This window comes from Pseudomonas sp. Pseu.R1 (assembly GCF_045764065.1).
GTDB lineage: Bacteria > Pseudomonadota > Gammaproteobacteria > Pseudomonadales > Pseudomonadaceae > Aquipseudomonas.
The window spans coordinates 6,224,053-6,250,310 of the sequence record NZ_JBJGEE020000001.1 but is presented as its reverse complement, the minus strand read 5'-3'; the positions used below and the strand labels follow the sequence as shown (position 1 = coordinate 6,250,310).

Here is a 26,258-nt window from a genome sequence, read left to right as displayed (position 1 = left end):
ACCCCGGACGCTCCTACAAGCGGCCGTCACCCTGGTCTTACTCAGCGTTGCTCGATTGGCACGAACTTGCGCTGTTCAACGCCGATGTACTCGGCGCTCGGTCGGATGATACGGTTGTTGGCACGCTGTTCGAACACGTGAGAGGCCCAGCCGGTCAGGCGCGAGCAAACAAAAATCGGCGTGAACAGCTTGGTCGGAATGCCCATGAAGTGGTACGCCGAGGCATGGTAGAAGTCCGCGTTAGGAAACAGTTTCTTCTGCTCCCACATCGTCTTGTCGATGGCCTCGGAGACCGGGAACAACACCGTGTCGCCCACTTCGTCAGCCAGTTTCTTCGACCAGCCCTTGATCACCTCATTGCGCGGGTCGTTGTCCTTATAGATCGCGTGGCCAAAGCCCATGATCTTGTCCTTGCGCTCCAGCATCCCCAGGGTGCCTTTCACGGCCTCTTCGGCAGACGAGAACTTCTCGATCATGTCCATCGCCGCCTCGTTGGCACCGCCGTGCAGCGGACCGCGCAGGCTGCCGATGGCGGCCGTGATGCAGGAAAACAAGTCCGACAGGGTCGAGGCGCACACCCGAGCGGTGAAGGTTGAGGCGTTGAATTCGTGCTCGGCGTAGAGGATCAGCGAAACGTCCATGACTTTGCGGTGCAGTTCACTTGGAGTCTTGTCCAGCAGCAGTTTAAGGAAGTGACCACCGATGGAAGCCTCGTCGGTGACGCAGTCGATGCGTTTGCCGTCGTGGCTGAAGCGATACCAGTAGCACATGATGGCCGGGAACGCCGCCAGCAGGCGGTCGGTGGAATCGCGTTGCTGGTCAAAACTGGTTTCAGGTTCCAGGTTGCCGAGCATCGAGCAGCCGGTGCGCATCACGTCCATCGGGTGCGCTTCGGCAGGGATGCGTTCCAGCACTTCCTTCAGGGCTTGCGGCAGGTCGCGCAGGCCCTGGAGTTTTTTCAGGTAAGCGTCCAGTTGCGCTTGCGTCGGCAATTCGCCGTACAGCAACAGGTACGCGACCTCTTCAAAGCGCGCGTCGGCAGCCAGCTCGCGCACGTCATAACCACGGTACGTCAACCCGGCACCGGCCTGGCCCACGGTCGACAAGGCAGTCTGTCCGGCGACCTGACCCCGAAGGCCTGCGCCGCTCAATACTTTTCCTTCAGCCATTGCTCTCTCCAATCTTGTAGTTTTTGGGGTATCGGCAATTCGTTAAGACCCACGCATACATCAGAACGGTGGCGATCCTGTGGGAGCGAATTCATTCGCGAGAGGCCGGTACATACGACATCGATTCCGTAGATGTACCACCGCATCGTCGGAGTGCCGCCCAGAATGAATTCGCTCCCACGGGGTTCGGTTATCACCCCATGATCCGGCGTGAATTTCAGCCCTTCTTCTGCGCAAACAGCGCATCCAGTTTCTGTTCGAAAGCGTGGTAATCGATGCGTTCATACAACTCCATGCGGGTCTGCATGGTGTCGACTACGTTCTTTTGCGTGCCGTCACGGCGAATCGCGGTGTAGACGTTTTCCGCCGCCTTGTTCATCGCGCGGAAGGCCGACAGCGGATAAAGCACCATCGCCACTTCGGCTGAAGCCAGTTCATCGGTGGTGAACAACGGCGTCGAGCCGAATTCCGTGATATTGGCCAGAATCGGTGCTTTCACCCGCGAGGCGAACAGTTTGTACATTTGCAGTTCAGTGATGGCTTCAGGGAAGACCATGTCCGCGCCTGCCTCGATACAGGCCGCCGCGCGGTCCAGCGCCGACTCCAGCCCTTCGACGGCCAGCGCGTCGGTGCGCGCCATGATCACGAAGCTGTCATCGGTGCGCGCATCGACGGCAGCCTTGATGCGGTCGACCATTTCCTGCTGCGAAACGATTTCCTTACCCGGACGATGGCCACAGCGCTTGGCGCCCACTTGGTCTTCGATGTGCATGGCCGCAGCACCGAACTTGATCATCGACTTGACGGTGCGTGCCACGTTGAATGCCGAAGCACCGAACCCGGTGTCCACGTCCACCAACAGCGGCAGATCGCACACATCGGTGATGCGGCGCACGTCGGTCAACACGTCGTCCAGCCCGGTGATGCCAAGATCCGGCACCCCCAGCGACCCCGCCGCCACACCGCCGCCAGACAGATAAATCGCCTTGAAACCGGCGCGCTGGGCGAGTAGCGCGTGGTTGGCGTTAATGGTGCCGACCACTTGCAGCGGATGCTCGCTGGCCACGGCGTCACGGAAGCGTTGGCCGGGAGTCGTTCTTGAAGTCATTGTTCACCTCGGTCAGAAGCACTTTGATAGCGCTGTTCGATGTTGCGTTTAGACGCGCCGATGTGGCGACGCATCAGCAGTTCCGCCAGCTCGCCGTCACGGTCGGCAATGGCGTCGAGAATACGATGGTGCTCGGTAAAGGCCTGACGTGGCCGATTCGGCGTGGTGGAGAACTGGATGCGGTACATGCGCACCAGTTGGTACAGCTCGCCACAGAGCATTTGGGTCAGCGTGCTGTTGCGTGCGCCGTGAATGATCCGGTAGTGGAAATCGAAGTCCCCTTCCTGCTGGTAGTAACCGACCCCGGCCTGAAACGCCGAGTCACGTTCGTGGGTATCCAGCACGTTGCGCAGTTCGTTGATTTCTTCGACGGTCATGCGCTCGGCGGCCAGGCGGCAGGCCATGCCTTCCAGCGACTCGCGAATTTCATAGAGTTCCACCAGCTCGGCATGACTCAGCGACACCACCCGCGCGCCAACATGGGGAACGCGCACCAACAGGCGCTGCCCTTCCAGCCGGTGGATCGCCTCACGCAACGGCCCACGACTGATGCCATAGGTGCGCGCCAGTTCAGGCTCGGAAATCTTGCTGCCAGGGGCGATCTCGCCTTTGACGATGGCAGCCTGAATGCGGCGGAACACGTTCTCGGACAACGTTTCCGAATCAACTGGAGCTGTGGGTGCAATCTCTGCGGCATCCAACATTGTCGACACCTTTTGCTTTAATATTCGTAAAGCTAGCGAAGGAAAGGCACTTTCGTCAAAGACATTTTCAAGACTGTCGACAATCGTCTAATAACCTCTCGGCATGAGACGTTTTCCTACGCATCAAGTCGGCACCACCGTTCGCTGGCGCCATAAAACCTTCATGCTAGAATGCCGACCGCATTTGCCTGCCCAGGCAGGCCCTTAAGGAAGTCCATATTGGTCTTGGCTCTTGGCGCGAACCAGATCCCCAAGCTGACGTCAAAGCCGCTCCTTGTATTCATTCACCACGCCAGGACCTATGAGCCGTCATCCCCTTTTCTGCCTTTTGTGCCTGTATTTGCCGGGCCTGTTCTTCAGCGATCTGTGCACGGCTGCGGGCAAGACCGTGTACGGCCTGAACGAGTACGCCGATCTGGCCGGGATCGATCTGCAAGTGGCGGCCAAACTCGACACCGGGGCCAAAACCGCCTCGCTCAGCGCCCGCGACATCAAGCGTTTCAAGCGCGATGGCGAATCCTGGGTGCGCTTTTACCTGGCCATCGACGATGCCCACGAACACCCTATCGAGCGGCCGCTGTCACGGGTCAGCAAGATCAAGCGCCGGGCGGGCGACGTCGACCCGGACGACGAAAAGAAATACACCTCACGACCGGTGATCAGCCTTGACGTGTGCATGGGCACGGTTTCTCGCACCATCGAAGTGAACTTGACCGACCGAAGTGCATTCCAATACCCACTTTTGATTGGCTCCGAAGCCCTCAAGCACTTCGACGCACTGGTCGATCCAAGCCTTAAATATGCTGCAGGCAAACCGGCCTGCATCACCGATGCTCAAACCGCAGAGTAACCAAATGCGCTCTCTCACCCTCCATCTGAAAATCCTGATCGCCACCCTGGTGACCCTGGGCATCGCGATCACGGCCTATCAGATACTGGTACTCGGCATCCCGGTGACCGAAGACGAAACAGACGACTTGTGGAACATCGACGCCAAGGTCGAGTTCGTCGCCAACCCGAAAGACTCGGTCAAGGTGCAGATGTACGTGCCACCGCTCTCGCGGGACTACATCAGCCTCAATGAAAGCTTCATTTCCAACAACTATGGCGTGAACGTCAACCGCGCGGACGGCAACCGCAAGGTCACCTGGTCCGCTCGCCGCGCCACCGGCAATCAGACGCTGTACTACCGCCTGGTACTGACCAAGCGCTACAGCGCCGAAACAGCCAAGGTCAAAGGCCCGATCTTCCGCGACAGCATCGCGGTCGAAGGCCCGGAAAAAATTGCCGCCGACGCCCTGCTCGCCCCCATTCGCCAGCACTCGGCGGACGTCGAGACCTTCGTCAGCGAAGCCATCCGACGTGTCAACAATCTGAGCGACGATAACGTCAAACTGCTGCTGGCGGGCGATCCTTCAGTGCAAAACAAGGCGCGGGTGACCGAAATACTGCTGTCCATCGCCCACGTGCCCGTGGAAAAGGTGCACACCATCCGTCTGGTCGCCGACCAGCCCCAGACCCCGGAGCTGTGGCTGCGCAGCTTCAATGGCAAGGACTGGCTGTATTTCAACCCGGAAACCGGTGAAGCCGGACTGCCTCAGGACCGTCTGTTGTGGTGGATCGGCGACGACAACCTCATCACCGTCGAAGGCGGCAAGAAGGCCATGGTCAGTTTCAGCCTGAACAACAGCGAGATGAATGCCATCCGCCTGGCCAAGCTGACGGACGAGAACACCGACGCCGATTTCCTTGAATACTCGCTGTACGGCCTGCCGCTACAGACCCAGCAGACCTTCATGATCATGGTGATGATCCCCATCGGCGTGCTGGTGATCCTGATCCTGCGCAACCTTGTCGGCCTGCAAACACTGGGCACCTTCACCCCGGTGTTGATCGCGCTGGCCTTCCGCGAAACACAGCTGGGTTTCGGCATCGTGCTGTTCACCATCATCACGGCGCTGGGCCTCTCGCTGCGTTCCTACCTTGAGCACCTGAAACTGCAGATGCTGCCGCGCCTGTCGGTAGTGCTGACCTTCGTGGTGGTGTTGATCGCCGCCATCAGCCTGTTCAGCCATAAACTCGGCCTGGAGCGCGGGCTGTCGGTGGCGCTGTTCCCGATGGTGATCCTGACCATGACCATCGAACGCCTGTCGATCACCTGGGAAGAGCGCGGCGGCGGTCATGCCATGAAAGTGGCCATCGGCACGCTGTTCGCCGCGTCGCTGGCGCACATCATCATGACCGTCCCGGAGCTGATCTACTTCGTGTTCACCTTCCCGGCCATTCTGCTGATCCTGGTGGGCTTCATGCTGGCCATGGGACGTTATCGCGGCTATCGCCTGACCGAGCTGGTGCGTTTCAAGGCCTTCCTCAAGGAAGACGCCGAACGGGAAAGCGCTCGATGATCGGCTGGTGGAAAACCTGGAAAGCGCTGGAAGCCAAGGGGATCATGGGCATCAACCGGCGTAATGCCGACTACGTGCTCAAGTACAACAAGCGCAGCCTGTACCCTATCGTGGATGACAAGATCATCACCAAGGAACGAGCCATCGCGGCGGGGATTCACGTCCCCGAAATGTACGGAATCATCTCCACCGAGAAGGAAATCGAGAAACTCGACGACATCATCGGCGGACGCAGCGACTTCGTGATCAAACCCGCTCAGGGCGCGGGTGGCGACGGTATTCTGGTGATCGCCGACCGCTTCGAAGAGCGCTTTCGCACGATTTCCGGCCGTATCATCAGCCATGACGAGATCGAGCATCAGATTTCCAGCATCCTCACCGGCCTGTACTCCTTGGGTGGGCACCGCGACCGGGCGTTGATCGAGTATCGGGTGACCCCCGACCAGATTTTCAAAAGCATCAGTTATGAAGGCGTACCCGACATCCGCGTGATCGTGCTGATGGGCTATCCGGTGATGGCCATGCTGCGTCTGCCGACCCGTCAGTCGGGTGGCAAGGCCAACCTTCACCAAGGCGCCATCGGCGTGGGCGTGGATCTGGCCACCGGCCTGACCTTGCGTGGCACCTGGCTGAACAACATCATCAGCAAACACCCGGACACCACCAACGCGGTGGACGGGGTGCAACTGCCCAACTGGGACGGCTTCATGAAGCTGGCCGCCGAATGCTACGAGCTATGTGGGCTGGGTTACATCGGCGTGGACATGGTGCTGGATCAGGATCGTGGCCCGCTGATCCTCGAACTCAACGCCCGCCCCGGCCTGAACATCCAGATCGCCAACGACTGCGGCCTGACGCATCGCACCCAGGCCGTTGAGAGTCGATTGGAGGAACTGGCTGCCGAAGGCCGTCATGACAGCCCGGAAGAACGGGTGAAGTTCGTGCAAGAGTTGTTCGGGCACGTCTGAAACCCAAGTTTGAAACCGACACTCCCCCCATAGCAGTCCGGCTTACGGACGGTGTTGATCGTACCCATGATCCGCGTAGGCATGCAGCCTTGGACGCTCCGCGTCCAGTGACGCGGAGCGTCGCACGATTCATTCCCACGCAGAGGGATCCTCGACTCACCCGTGTCGCATTCAGCAACAAGCGGCGCACAATCGCCGAATTCCGACATCCCCCTAGGAGTCAGGCCACCGGGGGACTACAATCGCCGTCCGCGCCACGACTGACCGTTTTCGCATGCCTATCTGCTCTATACACCCGATCGCCTATCACGCTGACCCGACCGGGTATTTTTCCCTGATTCGCCAGGCACCCGGAGCCGTGCTGCTGGACAGCGGCCGCCCGGAGGCGGACCGGGGTCGGTTTGACATCCTCAGTGCATGGCCTGTGAAAACGTTCGTTCCCGCTGCCAGCGAGTCAGGCTCCACCTTCCTGAGCCGCCTGCGCGCAAGCCTTGCGAATCTGGGCACCGCAACGTTACCGAACGATAGCCCCCTGCCATTCGCAGGCGGATTGATGGGGTATCTGGCCTACGATTTCGGCCGTTTGCTGGAGCCGATACCCAGTCACGCTGCCGATGACCTGCACCTGCCTTCGGCCCGCCTCGGGCTCTACAACTGGGCGCTGATCAGCGACCACCAGCACTGCACCTCGCAACTGGTCTTTCACCCTTCATTGGCCAGTGATGAACGCCAACGCCTGATCACGCTGTTCGCGCAAGCGCCCGCGACCGTCGACCCCGCGTTCGCCCTCACCCAACCCTTTGCCGCCGACACCAGCGCCGAACAGTATCGCCAGGCCATCGAACGCATCCACGCCTACATCCAGGCCGGTGATTGCTATCAAGTGAACTTCGCTCAACGCTTTCGCGCCCGTTACAGCGGCGAGCCTTGGGCCGCGTATCAAGCGCTGCGTGTCGCCTGCCCTACACCCTTCGCGGGCTATCTGACCCTGCCCGATGGCGACGCGATAGTGAGCCTGTCCCCCGAGCGCTTTATCAAAGTCAGCCAGCGCCAGGTGGAAACCCGCCCGATCAAGGGCACTCGCCCTCGCGGTCAGAACGCCGCCGAGGACACCGCCTACGCGAACGAATTGCTGGCCAGCAAAAAGGATCGCGCCGAGAACCTGATGATCGTCGACCTGCTGCGCAACGACCTGGGCCGCACGTGCCGGATCGGTTCAGTGCGCGTTCCCGAGCTGTTCAGCCTGGAGAGCTACCCCAACGTCCACCACCTGGTCAGCGCCGTGACCGGTGAGCTGGCCGAAGGGAAAGACGCGCTGGACCTCATTGGCGGCAGCTTCCCCGGTGGTTCGATCACGGGTGCGCCAAAAATCCGCTCGATGCAGATTATTGACGAGTTGGAACCGACCCGTCGTGCTCTGTATTGCGGCTCGTTGTTGTACCTGGACGTGCGCGGCGAAATGGACAGCTCCATCGCCATCCGCAGCCTGCTTGCTCAAAGAGGACAAATCGCTTGCTGGGGTGGCGGCGGCATCGTCGCCGATTCGGATTGGGAGGCGGAGTATCAGGAATCCATTACCAAGGTGCGGGTGTTGCTGCGCACGCTTGAGGCGTTATAACAAGATCGCGAGTGCAGCCCGCGCGCAAACGCAGGTTTCGGGCAAATCGACGACGGATTTTGTTACCATCTGCGCCATTACGAGCGCCTAAGCGCCACTCTTGATTAGGAAGCCGCCTGATGAGTCATCCGTTCGATGTCGCCGAAATCGCTGCGACTTATGCCAACAAGTCCGCTCAGGACATTCTCAAATTCGCCTTCCAGCACTTTGGCGACGAACTGTGGGTCTCCTTCAGTGGCGCCGAAGACGTGGTGCTGGTGGACATGGCGTGGAAGATCAACAAGAGCGTCAAGGTATTCAGCCTCGACACCGGCCGCTTGCACCCGGAAACCTACCGTTTCATCGACCAGGTCCGCGAGCAATACAAGATCGCCATCGACATCGTCTCCCCCGATCGCGAGAAGCTTGAGCCGTTCGTGAAGGAAAAAGGCCTGTTCAGTTTCTACAAGGACGGCCATGGCGAGTGCTGCGGGGTGCGCAAAATCGAACCCCTGCGCCGCAAATTGGTGGACGTGAAGGCCTGGGCCACCGGCCAGCGTCGCGACCAGAGTCCCGGCACCCGCAACAGCGTGGCCGTGGTGGAGATCGATGGCGCGTTCTCGACACCTGAGCGCCCGCTGTATAAATTCAACCCGCTGGCCCAGATGAGCAGCGCGGACATCTGGAATTACATCCGCATGCTGGAGCTGCCTTACAACAGCCTGCACGAACGGGGGTTCATCAGCATCGGCTGCGAGCCGTGCACCCGCCCTGTCCTGCCCAACCAGCACGAGCGCGAAGGCCGTTGGTGGTGGGAAGAAGCCACGCAGAAGGAATGCGGGCTGCATGCGGGGAATCTCATCTCCAAAGCCTGACGGCCAAGTCCCCCCCTTTGTAGCAGTCCGGCTTGTCGGCGGCAGCGATCTCAAGAACGCCACCGCCGACAAGCCGGACTGCTACAGCAATCGGGTGCATTCAGTCACACCAGCATCGCTCGGCCTATACAGCTACGCGCCGAGATCAATGCTCCGGCAGCACCACGCCCTCGAAGAGTTCTTCCAGCTCCTGCTTGTTATGGCACTGAATGGCCTTGGCCATGACGTCGCGAGTCAGGTGCGGGGCGAACTTCTCGATGAAGTCGCACATGAAGCCGCGCAGGAACGTGCCGCGACGGAAGCCGATCTTGGTTACGCTGGCCTCGAACAGTTCACTGGCGTCAAGCACCACCAAGTCGCTGTCCAGCGTCGGGTCCACCGCCATTTTCGCAACGATGCCCACCCCCAGCCCCAGGCGAACATACGTCTTGATGACGTCTGCGTCCGCGGCGGTGAACACCACTTTGGGCGTGAGGCCGCGATGGCTGAAAGCTTCGTCGAGTTTGGAACGGCCCGTGAAGCCGAACACGTAGGTCACGATCGGGTATTCGGCGAGGATGTCCAGGGTCAGCTTGGGCAGCTTGGTCAGCGGGTGCCCCTGTGGCACGACCACGCAGCGGTTCCATGTGTAGCACGGCATCATCACCAAATCGCCGAACAGCTCCAGCGCTTCGGTGGCGATGGCGAAATCCACGGTGCCGTCGGCGGCCATTTCGGCGATCTGCATCGGCGAGCCCTGGTGCATGTGCAGCGCCACGTCCGGGTATTGCTTGATGAAATTGCTGATCACTGGCGGCAGCGCATAACGCGCCTGGGTGTGCGTGGTGGCGATCGACAAGGTGCCTTTTTTCTCGTTGGAGAACTCTTGAGCGATCTGTTTGATGCTCTCGACCTTGCGCAGAATCTCGCCCGCCGTGGTGATGATCCGCTCCCCCGCAGGCGTAACGCGGGTCAGGTGCTTGCCACTGCGTGCAAACACCTCCACGCCCAGTTCGTCTTCAAGCAAACGGATCTGTTTGCTGATGCCCGGCTGCGAGGTGTACAGGCTCTGCGCCGTCGCCGAAACGTTGAGGTCGTGGTGCGCCACTTCCCAAATGTAGCGCAATTGTTGAAGCTTCATATGTATCCCTCAAAGCCGGTAGACGCCACGGGCATCAGCAACGGTATATAACTGGATTAATGGTCTGAAAGGCAAAGCTAGAACTTTTTATCATTTTTATTCGGTAATGGCACGCTGCTTTTAGCATCTGTCCCCATTTTTCCCCTGCACCCTTAGCGCCCGAATCGGTATTGCAGCATCGGCACCATGTACACCGGGACTTCCGAAAGCTGCAAAACCCGCGCAGCCGTACGACCAATCGGGGTGTCACCTTCAGCCCCATGACTGTGACTGCCCACCACCAGCAAATCGACTTCCAGCCGTTGCGCCTGCTCCAGAATCACGTTGGAGGGGTCCCCCTGCACCACGCGTACACTGCGAATCAGCTCAAGGTCCTGATTGTCCTCCCCCAACTCATCACGAAAACCTGCCAACACCCTTGATTCGATGCCCTCGATCACGGTGTTGACGCCCTCACTGTGCAGCTCGCGTAACACATCCTCGGCCAGATAGCTTTGCAGGACCGACTCGGCGAACAGCCCCATAGGCTCCACGACGTGAATCACGTGCAGTTCGGCGTTGAACGTTCTGGCGAGCGCCAGCGCATGTTGCAAGACAAACGGTGCATAAAGGCCGAGGTCCGTGGCGTACAGCATCGAGCGAATCATGTGACCTCCAGGCGACCCATGACAGGCGCAGACATCATGAGCGTAGCAGTGCGCAGACGATTCAGCCGGTTTGATACAGCTTTCCGGTCTAACGGTTCACGGTTTTAGCTCATTGCTGATGCCGTGAGGCACATGGCCAGTGGCGACGACCTCGCGAGCTTTCTCGCAATGGCCAGGCTGATCGTCAAAAAACACGTCTGCGGCGAACGCTTCCAAAAACGCGGCTTTGTCCAGACCGCCCAGAAACAATGATTCGTCCAGCCGAATGTCCCATTCGCGCAAGGTGCGAATCACCCTCTCATGGGCCGGAGCAGAGCGCGCCGTCACCAGCGCGGTACGAATCGGACACGCCTCTTCCGGGAACTCCCTCTGCAACAGGTTCAACGCGGCGAGAAACGGCTTGAACGGGCCACCGGGCAAAGGCTGCCGCGCCGCCTCACGCTCGCTGGCCTGAAAGGCCTCAAGGCCGCCCGTCTGGTAGATCCGCTCCGACTCATCGGAGAACAGCACCGCGTCGCCGTCGAACGCGATACGCAATTCGGCACTGGCCGCTCGCCGGGCACCACCAGACAGGATGGTCGCAGCGGCAAATCCGGCGTCCAGCGCGCTGCGCACGTCTTCGGCGTGGGTGGAGAGAAACAGATGACTGCCAAAGGCCGCCAGATAGGGAAAAGGGCTGCGACCGCCCACAAATGCGGCGCGAGAAATGTCCAGCCCGTAGTGCTGAATCGAGTTGAAGACACGCAGCCCGGTGTCGGCACTGTTGCGTGAAACCAGCACCACCTCGACGCGTGATGCCTTGAGACTGGCATTGAGGCTCAGCAGCTTCTCGACCAGCAGGAACGCATCCCCTGGCTCCAGCACCTCGTCTTCGTGGTCAATCTGGTACTTGCGGTAGGCCGCAACCCCGTCGGCCATGTAGATGGCGTGGCTTTCTCGCAGGTCGAACAGCGCCCGTGAAGAAATCGCCAGCACCAGCTTATTGCTGGCAGTTTTCAGGGTCAGGTCGTTGGCCATCGGTGATTTCCCTTTCCGGCGTCAGGTACAGCGCAGTGCTCAACGGTTGGCGCGATCAATGAACGCCAGACTCTGGAACAGGGCGCGAATCTTCGGCATGTCGCAGCCTCCTGCCAACGCTGCCGCCAGCGGACGGACGTAGATCGCGTCCAGCTCCAAAGGCCGCTTCTCGACGAAGTCGTGGTACATGCTGGGCCGATAGTCCGGCATCTTTTCGGTGATATTGAACAGATGCTGCGCATAGCCTTCCGGCAGTTCATGACCACAGGCCTCGGCACCTCGCACCACTTCAGCCATCAGCCCCTGAATCAGATCGCGGCTGTCGGGGTCAGCCATCAGCGGTGTGGTGCTGGCGCCGAGCAAGACCGACAGGCCGTTGTAAGGCACGTTCCACACCAGTTTCTGCCAGCGCGCTTTATCAAGGTTGTCCATCGCCACCGAATCGATCCCCGCCGCATGGAACAACGCAGCGCCCTCTTCGACAATCGCCAGACTGGCCGCCGCATCGGCTGCCGGGCCGCTGTAATAACCAATATTGACGGCGCCCAACGCCTGATGGGTGATCTGCCCCGGCCCGGTGCGATGAACACAGATAAAGCACAGACCGCCCAGCAAATGCAGCGAATCAGGCAGTAACGCGCGCAGCTCTTCCTCCACACCCAGCCCGTTTTGCAGGTTCAGCACTCTGGCGCCCGGCGCAGCGGCCTGAGCAATGGCGGGGGCTATGCCGTTGTTGCCGGTGGTCTTGGCACCGACCAACAGCCAGTCGCAAGGGGGCATGTCGGCCGCCGAGGAATAGGCCTGAACGTTATCGAGGGTCAACAAGCCATGGACATGACTGTCGATGCGCAAACCCTGCTGTGAAACGGTGCTGAACTCGCTGCGCAACAGAAAATGCACGTCATAGCCTGCGCGGGCCAGCATCAGGCCATAAAAGCCACCGATGGCGCCGGTGCCGATAATGCCGATGCGCGGTTGTTTAGGGGGTTCGCTCATGGATTCCTCATCAGTGACTGCAAGCAAGGTTCAGGGCAGATCGTCCGGGGCACGGCGCAGGGCCTGATTCAAGCCCTCATTGATAGCGTCTGCGGACAACTTGCTGCGCAACGCGCCATGGAACTGACCGTCACGGATCACGAACAACGACGGCAGATGGAAGACACTGTAACGCTGCACCGCACCGCCGTTCTCTTCGGCATCGATCCAGCACAAACGCTCGACCGGCAACCCCAGCTCCGGCAAATGATGGCGCGCCCAGCGGCAGCTGGAGCAACCCACGCTGGTAAAGATGAGCAGCGATGTGCCCGGCAGCGCCAGCAATTGCTGATCGACATCGAAATCCGTCAGTTGCAGTTGATCCACGCCGATCTCCCCAAGGTCTGGCACACACTATATCCGCAGATAGGCGCCGGTTTCCAAACTTCAGGCAGCCTCAGACATCCTTGAGGACCTGCACCCCGCCCCGCTGGGGGGACGAAAGCCACGTTTGCCCATTGTGGAAGTACGGGTTAACGCGCTAAGGTTCCGCTCCCCGCTGCCCTAACCCTGCTGGACCCCGACCTGAATTGGCGGCCAGCAACGTGACCTGATGAGTAACACGATGGCTGATTTACCGATTGACGACCTTAACGTCTCTTCTAACGAGACCCTGATCACTCCGGACCAGCTCAAGCGCGAAATTCCCCTCACCGCTGCCGCCCAGGCCACCGTGAGCAAGGGCCGCGAAGTGATCCGCAACATCCTTGATGGCAAGGACCACCGCCTGTTCATCGTGATCGGCCCGTGCTCGATCCACGACATCAAGGCCGCTCACGAATACGCGGAACGCCTGAAGGCACTGTCTGCCGAGCTGTCCGACACGCTGTATCTGGTCATGCGCGTGTACTTCGAGAAACCGCGCACCACTGTAGGCTGGAAAGGCCTGATCAACGACCCGTATCTGGACGATTCCTTCAAGATCCAGGACGGTCTGCACATCGGTCGCCAGTTGCTGCTGGATCTGGCCGAAAAAGGCCTGCCAACGGCGACCGAAGCGCTGGACCCGATCTCTCCGCAATACCTTCAGGACCTGATCAGTTGGTCGGCCATTGGCGCACGCACCACAGAATCCCAGACCCACCGCGAAATGGCCTCGGGCCTGTCTTCGGCGGTCGGCTTCAAAAACGGTACCGACGGCGGCCTGACCGTGGCGATCAACGCCCTGCAATCGGTGTCCAGTCCTCATCGCTTCCTGGGCATCAACCAGGAAGGCGGCGTGTCCATCGTCACCACCAAAGGCAACGCCTACGGTCACGTGGTGCTGCGCGGCGGCAATGGCAAGCCGAACTACGATTCGGTCAGCGTCGCCCTGTGCGAACAGGCGCTGGCCAAGGCCAAGGTCAAGCCGAACATCATGGTCGACGCCAGCCACGCCAACTCCAACAAGGATCCGGCGCTGCAACCGCTGGTCATGGAGAACGTTGCCAATCAGATCCTGGAAGGCAACGAGTCGATCATTGGCCTGATGGTCGAAAGCCACCTGAAATGGGGCGCGCAGTCGATTCCCAAGGATCTGGCCGATCTGGAATACGGCGTGTCGATCACCGACGCCTGCATCGACTGGGAAACCACCGAGAAAACCTTGCGCAGCATGCATGCCAAGCTCAAGGACGTGTTGCCCAAGCGCAAGCGCGGTTGATAAGGCCGGTTTGAAAACGACAACGCCGAGCATCTGCTCGGCGTTTTTCATTTCAGCGATGGAACAATCAGATCTTGGCGGCCTGGCGCTGGTGACGCTCCATGTAGCGCTCCACGTAGGAGCACGATGGAATCACGGTGTAGCCGTTGCTTTCAGCGAAATCGAGAGCCACTTCGGTGAGGGCCGCAGCGATGCCCCGTCCACGCAAGGCATTGGGAACGAATGTGCGATAGATGTCCAGGGTCTGCTTGCCCAGGTCCATGTAGGTCAGATAAGCACGATGACCGTCGATGTTGATTTCGAACTGGTGACCGGCCTTGTCATGGTGAATGGAAAACGCCTCGCTCATCACTACTCCTAGCGGGTCTTGGAATTGGACCCCTACCTTACCGATGTTTTCCCGGCGAAGGAACTGCAACGCCACCCCGTGCCTGATTTGGACACGGAGAAGGCCTCTGCTTCTCCCGCAAATGAGCACCTGCAAATAGTAGGCGCCATTTCCGGATCTGCTCAAGTGAATCAAGGTTAAATGCGCTGCCGCACATCTGACCGCTCTGTCCCGTTGAACCTGTCATCGCCGACGAATGTCCATTGAGACGCCGTCGGCTTGGCAAAGTCACTTAAAGCACAGCCGAACAAGCATCATCGCCGATCTTCGTCTATAAACAGAAAGCTGCAGTGTGGTTCATCCCGTGCAGGCGCAGCGGTGCAAAGGATGCGGTCAATGCGTTGCCTGGTGTTGAAAGCGTGCGCTTGCACTGAGCCTGCTCCCGACTCATTGGCAGACGTATTTGCCTGAGAGGGCTAGCTTTTCTCTGAAGAAAAAGCGTGAGGATTCGCACGGAACGCTTTCAAAGCAAAGAATTTTATGCGGTTCTTGCGCTTAGTCCGTTTACTTACTACAAACAATGGGTACTATGTACGCCGGTCATTTTCTCATTTTCGAGAGATGATTAACTTGAAAGAAGTCCTTTAAGGGGAACACGATGAACAACGTTCTGAAATTCTCTGCTCTGGCCCTGGCCGCCGTTCTGGCTACCGGTTGCAGCAGCGCATCCAAAGAAACCGAAGCTCGTCTGACTGCTACTGAAGACGCAGCTGCTCGTGCACAAGCTCGTGCTGACGAAGCCTACCGCAAGGCTGATGAAGCTCTGGCTGCTGCTCAGAAAGCTCAGCAAACTGCCGACGAAGCCAACGAGCGTGCTCTGCGCATGCTGGACAAGGCTAGCCGCAAGTAATAATCCCTCGGGGTTATTCATAAGCCGGTCCGATTTCGGACCGGCTTTTTTATTGCCTGCTTTTTGATGGACACCGATTCGGGGCAATAAAAAACCCGCTCGCAGCGCACTATTTCAAGCGCACAGCGAGCGGGTCTACCTCATGGAGCGATACGTTACTGCAGCGTCATCTGGGTCGCGGGCGCTGCCGGAGCGGCCACGCCAGGCACTGCGATCTCGACCGGCATGCCATCTTCAGCGGCGACGACGTCACGCACTTCATCCCAGTTGATGCGCAGGCTGTTGGCCAGGTCTTCGCGCTTGAGCAGCGCGTTGATCACGGCGGTGTGCTTGTCGACCACCGACGGGTTGCCGCTTTCATCCAGCGGTGTGTGAGCTTCCAGATAGACCTTGCCGCCACTGACACCGAATTTGTACGGCTCGTTGATGATGCGAACAGTGGTCCCCACCGGCACCATGTCGGCCATTTCCAGCACGTTATTGTTGTACATGCGGAAGCAACCGTGGCTGGTGCGCATGCCGATACCAAACTTCTTGTTCGAACCATGGATCAGGTAGCCCGGCAGGCCCAGCCCGAATTTGAACGGCCCCAGCGGGTTGTCGGGACCGGCTGGCACCACGTTGGGCAGAATGTCGCCATCAGCGGCGTGCTCAGCCTTGACCGATGCAGGTGGCGTCCAGGTCGGGTTAGGCGTCTTGGCGGTCACCTTGGTCGTGGAGATCGGCGAACCCCAGCCCTCGCGACCGATACCCAGCGGAAAGGTATAAACGACGTTCTTGCCTTTGGGGTAGTAATACAGACGGTACTCGGCCAGGTTGATTACGATGCCTTCGCGCGGGCCCGGCGGCAGAATGAAACGCGTAGGCAGGATCACCTGAGTACCGGCGCCTGGCAACCAGGCGTCGACGCCGGGGTTCGCTGCGATCATTTCCAGATAGCCCAGATCGTATTGGGTGCCCAGGTCAGCGAAGGTGTCTTCGTACTTGGCGGTGACAGTCTGGACCTGACCGATGATGTCTTCGCCGGGCGGCGGCAACGGAAACTCCAGAGCAGAAACAGGGCCGGCCGCACACAGTGCAGCGAGCGACAGACAGCGGGCGAAAGCTGGAATGCGCGACAACATCCGGGGAAATCCTTGGGTAAGCGAAAGGCAGGAATTAGCGCGATTGTACACGCCTGCCAGCGCCTTCGGGAGTAGGCGCGACGGCTTACGCCCCTGCGTGGATTTCCGGCCAGATCGGGTGCATGCCGCGACGTTGTGCGTCGATGATCGCGCGGCACAGCGGGCACAGCCGGTCATCCTGATAGATCGCCTGTTCAACCCCGGACCAGCGCGGTTGGGCGGGCAACAGCGTGCCGCAGAGCGTGCGGTCCGCAGAACCGGCTAGTTCCAGTTGCCGAGCGACCAGATGCACACGCACTTCCTGGCACGCGAACAGGTCCAGCTGCTCATCGGGCTCAATCAGTTGGTAGGCAAAAAGGGACCAGGCAGGGCGGCGCATCGAGGGGTTTCCAGAGAGGGGGCGCAACATTAGCGGAAAGGCGGCGTCTCGGAAAGAGCCGCAGCCCTTTAATTTTCAGGGTTTGGGTGTTTTTTTCAGGTTGGCTTTAGATCAGAGTAGCGATTCAAAACCGAACCTATAACAACCCCTTCAACACGGGCCAAACATTATCCAACAACCGCGGCTGCGCATTCGCTGCCGGGTGCAACCCATCCGCCTGCGTCAACTCAGGCACCCCTCCGACGCCTTCCAGCATGAAGGGCACCAGCGCCACCTTCTTTTCAGCCGCCAGATTGCCGTACACCGCTTTGAACGCGTCGGTATAACGCGCGCCGTAATTGGGCGGAATCTGCATTCCCAGCAGCAACACCTTCGCCCCAGCGGCGCGGGAGCTGTCAATCATCGATGCAAGATTTTGTTGCAATTGGGCGGGCGGCTGCCCACGCAGGCCATCATTACCCCCCAGTTCGAGGATCACCAGGTCCGGTTTGTGCGCTGCAAGCAGCGCAGGCAAACGCGCCAGGCCTCCGGCGCTGGTGTCGCCGCTGACCGACGCGTTGACCACTTTATCGGTGTAGCCCTGCTCTGCCATGCGCTTTTCCAGCAAGCTGACCCAGCCCACCCGGGTATCCAGGCCGAAAGCCGCGCTGATACTATCCCCAACAATCAGCACCGTGCCTGCCATCGCTCCTTGAGACAACAGCAGCAACCCCAGGCCAGTACTTAATAACCACGCACGCATCGGATTCTCCATGAGCGAAAGTATTCTCAGTGCCCGGAACCTCAGCAAAGTGGTTCCCAGCACCGAAGGCGACCTGACCATCCTGCACGAACTCTCGGTGGAACTGAACAAGGGCGACACACTGGCCATCGTCGGCGCCTCCGGTTCCGGCAAGTCCACGTTGCTGGGATTGCTGGCCGGGCTGGACTTGCCCAGCGCGGGTTCAGTCACATTGTCGGGGCGCAATCTGAGCGAGCTGGATGAAGACCAGCGCGCCCGCGTCCGCGCCGAGCACGTGGGCTTCGTATTCCAGTCGTTCCAGTTGCTGGACAGCCTCAATGCGCTGGAAAACGTCATGCTGCCCATGGAGCTTGAGGGCCGTAAAGACGCCCGGGAAGAGGCCCGTCATTTGCTGGAGCGGGTCGGACTGGGCAAGCGCCTGACTCACACCCCAAAACAATTGTCCGGTGGCGAACAACAGCGCGTGGCGATTGCCCGTGCCTTTGCCGCCGACCCCGACGTGCTGTTCGCCGACGAACCCACCGGCAACCTCGACAGCCATACGGGCGAGCGCATCAGTGACCTGCTTTTCGAACTCAATCAGGAACGTAATACCACCCTGGTGCTGGTGACCCACGATGAGCGTCTGGCCCATCGCTGCCGCCGCTTGATTCGTCTTGAAGGTGGCCGCCTGGTCACCCCCATGGAGCCTTGATGGCACGTCTGCCCTTCGTTCGCCTGCTGAGCCTGGCCGCCCGCCAGTTGCTGCGCGACGCCCGCGCCGGAGAGCTGCGGGTGCTGTTTTTCGCGCTGGTGGTCGCGGTCGCCGCGAGCACTGCCATCGGTTACTTCGGGTCACGGCTGAACAGCGCCATGCTGCTGCGCGCTACCGAGTTTCTTGGCGCCGACCTGATTCTCAGCGGCTCGACCCCGGCCAAGCCTGAGCAGATCGAGGCGGGGACGGCGCTCAAGCTCGATCACTCGCGCATCGTGATCTTCTCCAGCGTGGTCGCCACCGACAACGGCATCCAACTGGCCAGCGTCAAGGCGGTCGACGCGGCCTACCCGCTGCGTGGCGAGCTGAAAAGCGCTGCAGCGCCCTACCAGCCCGAAACCAGTGGCGGCGAGCCCGGCCCCGGCGAGGCCTGGGCGGAAACCCGCGTACTGGTAGCCCTGAACCTCAAGGTCGGCGACAGCATCGACGTCGGCTCGACCACCCTGAAACTCACCCGCGTATTGACCTACGAGCCTGATCGCGCCGGTAATTTCTACAGCCTGACACCACGCGTGATGATCAACATGGCCGATCTTGAGGCCACCAAAGTCGTGCAACCGGGTAGCCGGGTCTCGTTCCGTGACCTTTGGCGCGGCACGCCGGAAAATCTGGCCGCCTACCGCAAGGCCATCGAGCCGGATCTGGCGCCCAATCAAAAGATCGACGACGCCCGCGATGGCAATCAGCAAATTGGCGGCGCACTGGGCAAGGCCGAGCGTTACCTGAACATGGCCAGTCTGGTGGCCGTCCTGCTCGCCGGGGTGGCTGTGGCACTCTCGGCAGCGCGATTCGCGGTACGGCGTTTCGATGCCAGCGCCCTGTTGCGCTGTCTGGGCCTGTCACGCAACGAAGCGCTGGTGCTGTTCAGTCTGCAGTTGGCAATGCTCGGTATTGCAGCGAGCGTCACCGGCGCCCTGCTCGGCTGGTTCGCTCAGTTGGGCCTGTTCTACCTGCTGGAAAGCCTGCTGCCTGCGGCTGTCCCGCCTGGCGGCTGGCTCCCGGCACTGGCTGGCATCGGTACAGGGTTGGTGGCGCTGGCAGGATTTGCCCTGCCGCCATTGGCCGCGCTGGGCCGAGTACCGCCCTTGCGCGTGTTGCGCCGTGACATGCTGCCAATACCGGCGAGTACCTGGCTGGTCTACGGCGCTGCATTGTTGGCGCTAGGGCTGATCATGTGGCGTTTGAGTCTGGATCTGGTGCTGACTTTCGCCCTGCTCGGTGGCGGCCTGGTCGCGGCCACCGTGCTCGGTGGCATTCTGCTGCTGGCGCTGCAAAGCCTGCGTCGATTGCTGGCCGGGGCTTCGCTGCCGTGGCGCCTGGGTCTTGGGCAACTGTTGCGCCATCCCATGGCCGCTGCCGGGCAATCACTGGCGTTTGGCCTGATTCTGCTGTCCATGGGGCTGATCGCGCTGCTGCGCGGAGAATTGCTCGACACCTGGCAAAACCAGTTGCCCAAGGACGCACCGAATTATTTTGCCCTGAACATCCTGCCCACCGAGCGCGACCACTTCGCCCAGCGCATGAGCGAACTGTCCACCCACAGTGCCCCGCTGTACCCCATGATTCCGGGGCGGCTGATGAGCATCAACGGCGAGCCCGTAAGTAAATTCGTGACCAAGGACTCTCGTGGAGAAAACGCCACCCAGCGCGACCTCAACCTGACCTGGTCGGCCCACCTGCCCGAGGGTAACAGCATCACCGAAGGCCAATGGTGGAGCGACCAGCCGCCTGCCGCTGACGCGACTCCCGGCGTGTCGGTGGAAACCAAACTGGCGAAGAGCCTGAACATGAAGCTGGGCGACACCCTGAGTTTCGTGATCGGCGGCGCCAACCATGAGGTCAAGGTGACCAGCCTGCGGGACATCAACTGGGACACCTTCCAGCCGAACTTTTTCATGATTTTCCAGCCCGGCACGTTGCAGGACGTCCCGACGACTTACCTGACCAGCTTCTACCTGGCACCGGGGCACGATCAACAGATCGTCGAGCTGTCCCGCGCGTTCCCGGCGGTGACCATCCTTCAGGTGGAGGCCTTGCTGGAGCAACTGCGCAGCATCCTCGATCAAGTCACGCTGGCGGTTCAGTACGTGCTTCTCTTCGTATTGGCTGCCGGGTTGGCGGTGCTGTTTTCGGGCTTGCAGGCGACACTGGACGAACGCATTCGTCAGGGCGCACTCCTGCGAGCGCTGGGCGCCAACCGGGCTTTGCTGACCAAAGCGCGAAGGATCGAGTTTGGCCTGCTGGGGGCGGTCAGCGGCGTGTTGGCGGCGCTGGGCTGTGAGCTGGTGAGCTTTGCCCTGTACCGCTACGCGTTCAATCTGGAGTGGTCGCCACACCCGTGGCTGTTGCTGCTGCCGCTGATTGGCGCAGCATTGGTAGGTGGCGCGGGCGTGTTTGGCACTCGCCGGGCACTGAATGCAAGCCCACTGACGGTGCTGCGAGAAGGCTAGGGGTGAGCAGGCATCGCCGGAAAAAGGGCTTTCGGCGATGCCTCAATCAGCGACCTGATACTCGATCTTCGTCACCCACCACAGTTTTTCCCCGGCGGGCACGCGTACCGTCACCTCGTCGTCCACTTGCTTTTTGAGCAACGCACGAGCCATGGGCGAGTCGATGGAAATGTAATCCATGCGCCCGTAAATCTCGTCATAACCGACGATGCGAAAGCGCTTGGTCTCGCCTTCTTCGTCTTCGATTTCGACCCACGCACCGAAGAACACCCGCCCCTCCTGCTCAGGCGAGTACGCCACCACGCGCATGTCTTCCAGACGCTTGCGCAGGTAGCGAATGCGCCGGTCGATTTCCCGCAGCAGTTTCTTGTTGTACTGGTAGTCCGCGTTCTCACTGCGATCGCCTAGGGAGGCGGCCCAGGCCACTTTTTGCGTAATCTCCGGGCGATGTTCGCGCCACAGGTAATCCAGCTCTTTCTTCAGTGCTGCGTGGCCTTCGGTGGTGATGATTTTGGTGCTTGACTCGAACATCCGCAGCTTCCAGTTCACGGTGAGGCACAGGCCCGACTGAAGCGCCGGACCTGAAGGTGGCGCCCACTAAACTACACCGCCGCCCGGACGGCAACCCGTTGCCGGAAGAATCGTCGCGCTACAGCGTCGACGCCTCGCGCTCATGAGCGCGGCAGGTAGATCGACACCGTCGTGCCTTCGCCCACCACGGACTGAATTCGGACCTGCCCGCCTGACTGCTGAGCAAATCCATAAATCATCGACAGGCCGAGCCCCGTGCCTTTGCCAATGGGTTTGGGGGTGAAGAATGGCTCAAAGGCAAGGGCGATCACCTCAGGCGGCACGCCGCCGCCCGTATCGCTGACGCTCAGCCATCATCCAACGACCGCCCCCCATCACTCCGTGGTGCGTTGATGATGACTGGCGACAAATTGCCGGAAACGCTCCGTGGGCAGGCCTTCGAACAATTCATCGGGCGTACCCTGGGCGTCAATGAGTCCCTGCGCCATGAACACCACCCGGTTCGACACATGCCGGGCAAAGCCCATTTCGTGGGTGACCACCAGCATGGTTCGACCCTCTTCGGCCAACGAACGCATGACCCGCAAGACTTCGCCCACCAGCTCGGGGTCCAGCGCCGACGTGGGTTCGTCGAACAGCATCACTTGCGGGTTCATGGCCAGGGCGCGGGCGATGGCAACACGTTGCTGCTGACCACCGGACAGGTGCGCCGGGTAATAGTCACGACGGTCGTAGAGGCCAACCTTGTGCAGCAGTTGCTCGGCCTCTTCCACACATTCGGCCTTGGAGCGTTTCAGCACACGCATGGGGCCTTCGATGATGTTTTGCAGCACGGTCATGTGTGACCACAAATTGAAACTCTGAAACACCATGCCTAATTTGCTGCGCATCGCTTCGACCTGGCGCGTATTGCTCGGCAGCAAGCGCCCGTTGGCGTGATGCTTCATTTCGATGACTTCGCCATCCAGTACGATGCGCCCCTCGTCCGGCGATTCCAGCAGGTTGATGCAGCGCAGAAAGGTGCTTTTGCCCGACCCACTGGCGCCCAGGATCGAGATCACGTCGCCTCGGTGTGCCTCCAGCGAAATGCCCTTGAGTACCTGCACCGAACCGAAGGATTTACAGATATTGCTGACCGACAGCGCGGCCTGGCCTGGTTGATTCATGACTGTCTCCGCTGCATTCAAAGGGATGAAGGCGTTTCAGGGGCCGGATGGGCGACACGCTGCGCCGGGCGCTCGCGCAGGTGCGGCGAAAGCTGGTACTCGACCCATGCCATGAAGCGCACGATCAGGAAGTTGAGCACCAGATAAATCAACGCCGCGCAGAGGAACACCTCCATGGTGCGGTAGGTGCGTTGAATGATTTGCTGGGCGATGCCGGTGACGTCCCACACGGTAACAAGGCTGGCGATGGCCGTGGATTTGACCATCAACACCGCCTCGGTCGAATACGCGGGCAACGCCTGACGCAACGTGACCGGCGCGATGATCCGGCGCAGCAGCGTCCAGCGGCTCATGCCCACTGCCCGCCCGGCTTCGATCTGGCCGTGGGGGACGCTTTGCAGGCCGCCGCGAATGATTTCAGCGGAGTAACCCGCTGTGCACATGGCCAATGCAACGACAGCGCAGCCGTATGGCGAACGCAGGATTTCCCACATGAAGCTGCTGCGGATGGCCGTGAACTGACCCAGCCCGTAATAGATGAGGAACATCTGGATCAGCAACGGTGTGCCGCGAAACAGCCAGATGTAGAAACGTGCCGGGTAGCTAAGAAACGGCCAACGACTCACGCGCATAGCAGCGATGCCGATCGCCAGCAGCAGACCGATGCAGAGGCTGGAGAAAAACAGGCTCAAGGTGGTGGGCAGTGCCGCCAGCAGTTTGAGCATGGTGTCGCTGAGAAAGGCAAAATCGATCATGGGCGTTCCCCTCTCAGGCGTTCGGCGAGCGGCGCTGGGTGCGCTGCACGCGGCTTTCGGCAATGTTGAACAGGCGACCGGACAACCCGGTGAGTATCAGGTAGCAGGCGCCGCCGACGATGTAGAACGTGAAGTATTGCCGGGTGGAACCGGCCGCGACTTGGCTGGCGCGCATCAGCTCGACCAGGCCGATCACCGAGATCAGCGCCGAGTCCTTGAGGGTCATCTGCCAGACGTTACCCAGGCCCGGTAAGGCGTAGCGCCAGATTTGCGGGATCAGCACGCGACGAATTCGCATGCGCCTGGTCATGCCGATCGCCAGCGCAGCCTCCAGCTCGCCTTTGACGATCGCCAGATAAGCGCCGCGATAGACCTCTGCCTGATAGGAACCGGAAATCAGCCCCACCGCCAGCGCGCCCACCAGAAACGGTGGCGTATCGACGAAGCCTTCGCCGCCGAACCAGTGGTTGATCGCCCCCAGCACGGTGGCGCCACCGAAGTAGAATAGGTAGATCACCAGCAGCTCGGGAATCCCGCGAAACAGAATCGAGTAAGCATCGCCCAGATAACGCACCCCGCGACGTTTTGACAGCTTGGCCGCTGCCACGGCGCTCCCGGCCACCGCCCCCACCACCAGAGCCGACAGGGTCAGCAGCACCGTCATGCCCGCCGCCTTGAGCAAGGCTGCGCCCCACCCGTTGTTTCCGAAGCTGAGCAGTTGCAAGAGATCCATAGCGTTTTCCCGCCGCAAGCTGTGAAACGTCCGGCGCCTGACGGCACCACCCTACCCATACGTACTTGTCTGTACAAGCATATGCAATTTGATTGCCAGATCGTTTTTGAAATCTGAGAGGGCATCCGGAGAACCCTCTGTTCAGGCGATCCGCGCCAGTTAAGGTTCAATGGAATACCCGTGTAAGGTCGCGCTTGGATAGTTGTAGGACGCATCGCTTTGGGGCGGTGGGAAACATCCGACCCCATAGACGTGCGTTGCGCCGTAACAATCGCTCAGGCGTCGGTCAAGAGCGCAATGAGGCTTTGCACGTTGGCACGCTTGCGCTTTTCGGCGGGTACAAAGGCGCAATAGGGATGCCCGAGGGGCAAGGACCTCGACGACAGGACGATCAGCCGCCCCGCCGCCAGATCGGGTTGAGCAATGAGTTTCTGCCCCAGCGCAATCCCGCAGCCTTGCCGCGCCAGGGTGATCGACAGGCTGGACAAACCGGAGCGCCGTCCCAGTGCAGGGTCCGGTGGCGCTTGCCCCACTTCGCTGGCGTACCAGTCGCTCCAGGTCGGGTGGGACGCATAGTTCGCACCCCATTGCGTGTGAATGAACAGGCTTTGGTGAATCCGCGACAGATCAAAATCGCCGTTGCCGTGGCGATACCACAGTTCGGGTGCGCACAACGGCACCACATGATCGTGGGCCAACGGGATCGCCTCCAGCGCGGGGTAGTGGTAATCGCCGTAGCTGACGCGAATGTCGATGTCGTGCCGGGCCAGATCCACCGGGTCATCTTCGACACGCACGTCCACTGACAACTGCGGATGGCTCTCCAGCAACAGCGCCAGCTTCGGCGTCAGCCACACTTCGGCGAGAGAAAACGGCACGCTGACGATCAATCGCGTGCGCATCTCGCCCTCCAGCAACCGAACGGTCATGGCGGCAAGCTCACCAAGGGCGCGCGACGTCTGCGCAAAGACCGCCAGCCCGGCGTCGGTCAAGGACAGACGATTGCCGTTGCGCACGAACAGCTTCTTGCCGAAGTATTCCTCCAGATGGCGCACCTGCTGACTGACCGCCGCCGCAGACACCCCTAACTCCTTTCCAGCCGCCGCAAAGCTCGACAGGCGTGCAGCGACTTCGAAGGTTCGCACGGCATTCAGCGGCGGTAACGTGTTCACGGCGACCTTCCTTAAGTTTTGCTGTGGGGAGGCTAACAATTTTTGCCGTTGTTGCGAAGATTTACGCAGGTTAGGTTAATTCCACACCTAACAGGAGGCCAACATGGGCACCGTCATCAACCTGCAGCGCTATCCACTGGACCGACCTGACAGCGCTGAATGGCACGCGCTGGTAGAGGCGTCTCGCGCGGAACTGGCGCGCAATGGCATGTTCAGTCTTGAAGGCTTTATCCAGGCCGACGATGTCGCACAAGCCGCGCGACAGATTCAACCGACCATGGATGCCGAATCCCACACTCACAAGCGTTCCCACAACATCTACTTCAAACCGGACATTCCGGAACTCCCTGCCGGGCACCCCGCCTTGGCGAAGGTTGAAACGGTCAGCCACACCCTGTGTGCCGACCAGTTGAAGGACAGCCTGGTGACCGCGGTCTACGAGTACCCGCCGCTGGTGGCCTTTCTCAGCGCGGTGATGGACAAGCCCGCGCTGTACGTGATGGCCGACCCGTTGGCGCGGGTCAATGTGATGAGCTATCGCGAGGGCGAGACCCTGAACTGGCATTTCGACCGTTCGGAATTCACCACCACCTTGATGCTGCAATCGCCTGAAGCGGGCGGCGAGTTCGAATACCGCACAGACCTGCGCAGCACCGACGATCCCAATTACGACGGCGTGGCCGAACTGTTGCGCGGAAACGACCCCAAGGTGCAGAAACTGCGCCTGAGCGCTGGCACTCTGAATGTGTTTCGTGGGAAAAATACTGCGCACCGGGTGACACCGGTACAGGGTCAGCGGGAGCGCATGGTCGCGGTGTTTTCGTACTACGAGAAACCGGGCGTGGTCTTTTCGACCGAAGAACAGACCGGTTTTTATGGGCGCGCCGTGGCCCTGAGCACTGAAGAAACAGCGGCGTAACACATAAC

At 60.4% G+C, this 26,258-nt stretch carries 27 protein-coding genes and 1 pseudogene; 10 read left to right on the top strand and 18 right to left on the bottom strand.

Annotated elements, in window-relative coordinates; translation table 11 throughout:
• Window positions 1–41 precede the first annotated feature (41 nt).
• The 3 genes from prpC to ACI5GA_RS28370 form a co-directional block, all read right to left on the bottom strand.
• Window positions 42–1,169: a bifunctional 2-methylcitrate synthase/citrate synthase gene (gene prpC, locus ACI5GA_RS28380; protein WP_421425265.1), complete on the bottom strand. Its 1,128-nt coding sequence runs from the start codon at window positions 1,167–1,169 to the stop codon at window positions 42–44.
• A 217-nt stretch (window positions 1,170–1,386) separates the two neighbouring features.
• A complete protein-coding gene (gene prpB / locus ACI5GA_RS28375; protein WP_404638213.1) occupies window positions 1,387–2,277 on the bottom strand; it encodes a methylisocitrate lyase in 891 nt (296 codons plus the stop codon).
• On the bottom strand, window positions 2,274–2,981 hold the full coding sequence (locus tag ACI5GA_RS28370) for a GntR family transcriptional regulator (RefSeq protein ID WP_421425264.1): 708 nt from the start codon (window positions 2,979–2,981) through the stop codon (window positions 2,274–2,276). Before ACI5GA_RS28370 ends, prpB begins: the two co-directional genes overlap by 4 nt.
• Window positions 2,982–3,282: 301 nt before the next feature.
• On the opposite strand from ACI5GA_RS28370, the gene ACI5GA_RS28365 reads away from it, so the two are divergent.
• From ACI5GA_RS28365 to ACI5GA_RS28345, 5 genes are all read left to right on the top strand, one after another.
• Window positions 3,283–3,831, top strand: coding sequence for an ATP-dependent zinc protease (locus ACI5GA_RS28365; protein WP_404638217.1), 549 nt, complete (start codon window positions 3,283–3,285; stop codon window positions 3,829–3,831).
• Between the two features lie 4 nt (window positions 3,832–3,835).
• A complete protein-coding gene (locus ACI5GA_RS28360) occupies window positions 3,836–5,386 on the top strand; it encodes an inactive transglutaminase family protein (protein WP_421425263.1) in 1,551 nt (516 codons plus the stop codon).
• Window positions 5,386–6,354 (top strand): alpha-L-glutamate ligase-like protein, encoded by a 969-nt coding sequence (locus ACI5GA_RS28355; protein ID WP_404638381.1) that lies wholly within the window; start codon window positions 5,386–5,388, stop codon window positions 6,352–6,354. The genes ACI5GA_RS28360 and ACI5GA_RS28355 overlap by 1 nt, the downstream gene beginning before the upstream one ends.
• A gap of 274 nt (window positions 6,355–6,628) precedes the next feature.
• Complete coding sequence (gene pabB, locus ACI5GA_RS28350) at window positions 6,629–7,972, top strand: aminodeoxychorismate synthase component I (protein WP_421425262.1); 1,344 nt, start codon at window positions 6,629–6,631, stop codon at window positions 7,970–7,972.
• 119 nt (window positions 7,973–8,091) lie between these two features.
• Window positions 8,092–8,826 carry a phosphoadenylyl-sulfate reductase gene (locus ACI5GA_RS28345; protein ID WP_421425261.1) on the top strand — a complete coding sequence of 245 codons (735 nt, stop codon included), beginning with the start codon at window positions 8,092–8,094 and terminating at the stop codon, window positions 8,824–8,826.
• Window positions 8,827–8,971: 145 nt separating this feature from the next.
• Here ACI5GA_RS28345 and cysB read toward each other — a convergent pair whose 3' ends face one another.
• From cysB to ACI5GA_RS28320, 5 genes are all read right to left on the bottom strand, one after another.
• On the bottom strand, window positions 8,972–9,946 hold the full coding sequence (gene cysB / locus ACI5GA_RS28340) for an HTH-type transcriptional regulator CysB (RefSeq protein WP_421425260.1): 975 nt from the start codon (window positions 9,944–9,946) through the stop codon (window positions 8,972–8,974).
• Between the two features lie 152 nt (window positions 9,947–10,098).
• Entirely contained in the window at window positions 10,099–10,593 is a 495-nt protein-coding gene (locus ACI5GA_RS28335) for a universal stress protein (protein ID WP_404638227.1), read from the bottom strand.
• Window positions 10,594–10,689: 96 nt separating this feature from the next.
• Complete coding sequence (locus ACI5GA_RS28330) at window positions 10,690–11,610, bottom strand: 5'-nucleotidase (protein ID WP_404638229.1); 921 nt, start codon at window positions 11,608–11,610, stop codon at window positions 10,690–10,692.
• A 39-nt stretch (window positions 11,611–11,649) separates the two neighbouring features.
• The gene (locus ACI5GA_RS28325; RefSeq protein WP_421425257.1) at window positions 11,650–12,606 is read right to left on the bottom strand and encodes a putative 2-dehydropantoate 2-reductase; all 957 of its coding nucleotides are present in this window, start codon (window positions 12,604–12,606) and stop codon (window positions 11,650–11,652) included.
• 30 nt (window positions 12,607–12,636) lie between these two features.
• A complete protein-coding gene (locus ACI5GA_RS28320) occupies window positions 12,637–12,972 on the bottom strand; it encodes a thioredoxin family protein (RefSeq protein WP_421425254.1) in 336 nt (111 codons plus the stop codon).
• 238 nt (window positions 12,973–13,210) lie between these two features.
• Between ACI5GA_RS28320 and ACI5GA_RS28315 the strand changes: the two genes are divergently transcribed.
• Window positions 13,211–14,287: a 3-deoxy-7-phosphoheptulonate synthase gene (locus ACI5GA_RS28315; protein WP_421425252.1), complete on the top strand. Its 1,077-nt coding sequence runs from the start codon at window positions 13,211–13,213 to the stop codon at window positions 14,285–14,287.
• 67 nt (window positions 14,288–14,354) lie between these two features.
• On the opposite strand, the gene ACI5GA_RS28310 is transcribed toward ACI5GA_RS28315, so the two are convergent.
• The gene (locus tag ACI5GA_RS28310; RefSeq protein WP_404638237.1) at window positions 14,355–14,636 is read right to left on the bottom strand and encodes a GNAT family N-acetyltransferase; all 282 of its coding nucleotides are present in this window, start codon (window positions 14,634–14,636) and stop codon (window positions 14,355–14,357) included.
• Window positions 14,637–15,273: 637 nt separating this feature from the next.
• Between ACI5GA_RS28310 and oprI the strand changes: the two genes are divergently transcribed.
• Window positions 15,274–15,525: an outer membrane lipoprotei OprI gene (gene oprI / locus ACI5GA_RS28305; protein ID WP_025113130.1), complete on the top strand. Its 252-nt coding sequence runs from the start codon at window positions 15,274–15,276 to the stop codon at window positions 15,523–15,525.
• Window positions 15,526–15,680: 155 nt separating this feature from the next.
• Here the strand turns inward: oprI and ACI5GA_RS28300 are convergent, their stop codons facing one another.
• From ACI5GA_RS28300 to ACI5GA_RS28290, 3 genes are all read right to left on the bottom strand, one after another.
• Window positions 15,681–16,649: a L,D-transpeptidase family protein gene (locus tag ACI5GA_RS28300; RefSeq protein WP_421425248.1), complete on the bottom strand. Its 969-nt coding sequence runs from the start codon at window positions 16,647–16,649 to the stop codon at window positions 15,681–15,683.
• Window positions 16,650–16,734: 85 nt separating this feature from the next.
• Window positions 16,735–17,028: a hypothetical protein gene (locus tag ACI5GA_RS28295; protein ID WP_421425246.1), complete on the bottom strand. Its 294-nt coding sequence runs from the start codon at window positions 17,026–17,028 to the stop codon at window positions 16,735–16,737.
• Between the two features lie 136 nt (window positions 17,029–17,164).
• Window positions 17,165–17,770, bottom strand: coding sequence for an arylesterase (locus tag ACI5GA_RS28290; protein WP_404638243.1), 606 nt, complete (start codon window positions 17,768–17,770; stop codon window positions 17,165–17,167).
• A 10-nt stretch (window positions 17,771–17,780) separates the two neighbouring features.
• Between ACI5GA_RS28290 and ACI5GA_RS28285 the strand changes: the two genes are divergently transcribed.
• Complete coding sequence (locus tag ACI5GA_RS28285) at window positions 17,781–18,464, top strand: ABC transporter ATP-binding protein (RefSeq protein WP_404638245.1); 684 nt, start codon at window positions 17,781–17,783, stop codon at window positions 18,462–18,464.
• Window positions 18,464–20,974, top strand: a complete 2,511-nt coding sequence (locus ACI5GA_RS28280) for an ABC transporter permease (protein WP_421425243.1) — start codon at window positions 18,464–18,466, stop codon at window positions 20,972–20,974. Before ACI5GA_RS28285 ends, ACI5GA_RS28280 begins: the two co-directional genes overlap by 1 nt.
• Window positions 20,975–21,016: 42 nt before the next feature.
• Here ACI5GA_RS28280 and greB read toward each other — a convergent pair whose 3' ends face one another.
• The 6 genes and pseudogenes from greB to ACI5GA_RS28250 all read right to left on the bottom strand — a co-directional run bounded on the left by greB (window position 21,017) and on the right by ACI5GA_RS28250 (window position 25,331).
• Window positions 21,017–21,505 (bottom strand): transcription elongation factor GreB, encoded by a 489-nt coding sequence (gene greB / locus ACI5GA_RS28275; protein WP_404638249.1) that lies wholly within the window; start codon window positions 21,503–21,505, stop codon window positions 21,017–21,019.
• Between the two features lie 146 nt (window positions 21,506–21,651).
• A pseudogene (locus tag ACI5GA_RS28270) lies at window positions 21,652–21,855 on the bottom strand (ATP-binding protein); the annotation flags it as partial.
• A 24-nt stretch (window positions 21,856–21,879) separates the two neighbouring features.
• A complete protein-coding gene (locus ACI5GA_RS28265; protein ID WP_404638251.1) occupies window positions 21,880–22,671 on the bottom strand; it encodes an ABC transporter ATP-binding protein in 792 nt (263 codons plus the stop codon).
• Window positions 22,672–22,688: 17 nt separating this feature from the next.
• Window positions 22,689–23,426, bottom strand: a complete 738-nt coding sequence (locus ACI5GA_RS28260) for an ABC transporter permease (protein WP_404638253.1) — start codon at window positions 23,424–23,426, stop codon at window positions 22,689–22,691.
• A gap of 13 nt (window positions 23,427–23,439) precedes the next feature.
• A complete protein-coding gene (locus ACI5GA_RS28255; protein WP_404638255.1) occupies window positions 23,440–24,159 on the bottom strand; it encodes an ABC transporter permease in 720 nt (239 codons plus the stop codon).
• Between the two features lie 275 nt (window positions 24,160–24,434).
• A complete protein-coding gene (locus tag ACI5GA_RS28250; RefSeq protein WP_404638257.1) occupies window positions 24,435–25,331 on the bottom strand; it encodes a LysR substrate-binding domain-containing protein in 897 nt (298 codons plus the stop codon).
• A 103-nt stretch (window positions 25,332–25,434) separates the two neighbouring features.
• Between ACI5GA_RS28250 and ACI5GA_RS28245 the strand changes: the two genes are divergently transcribed.
• Entirely contained in the window at window positions 25,435–26,250 is an 816-nt protein-coding gene (locus tag ACI5GA_RS28245; RefSeq protein WP_404638259.1) for a HalD/BesD family halogenase, read from the top strand.
• The last annotated feature ends 8 nt before the right edge of the window (window positions 26,251–26,258 follow it).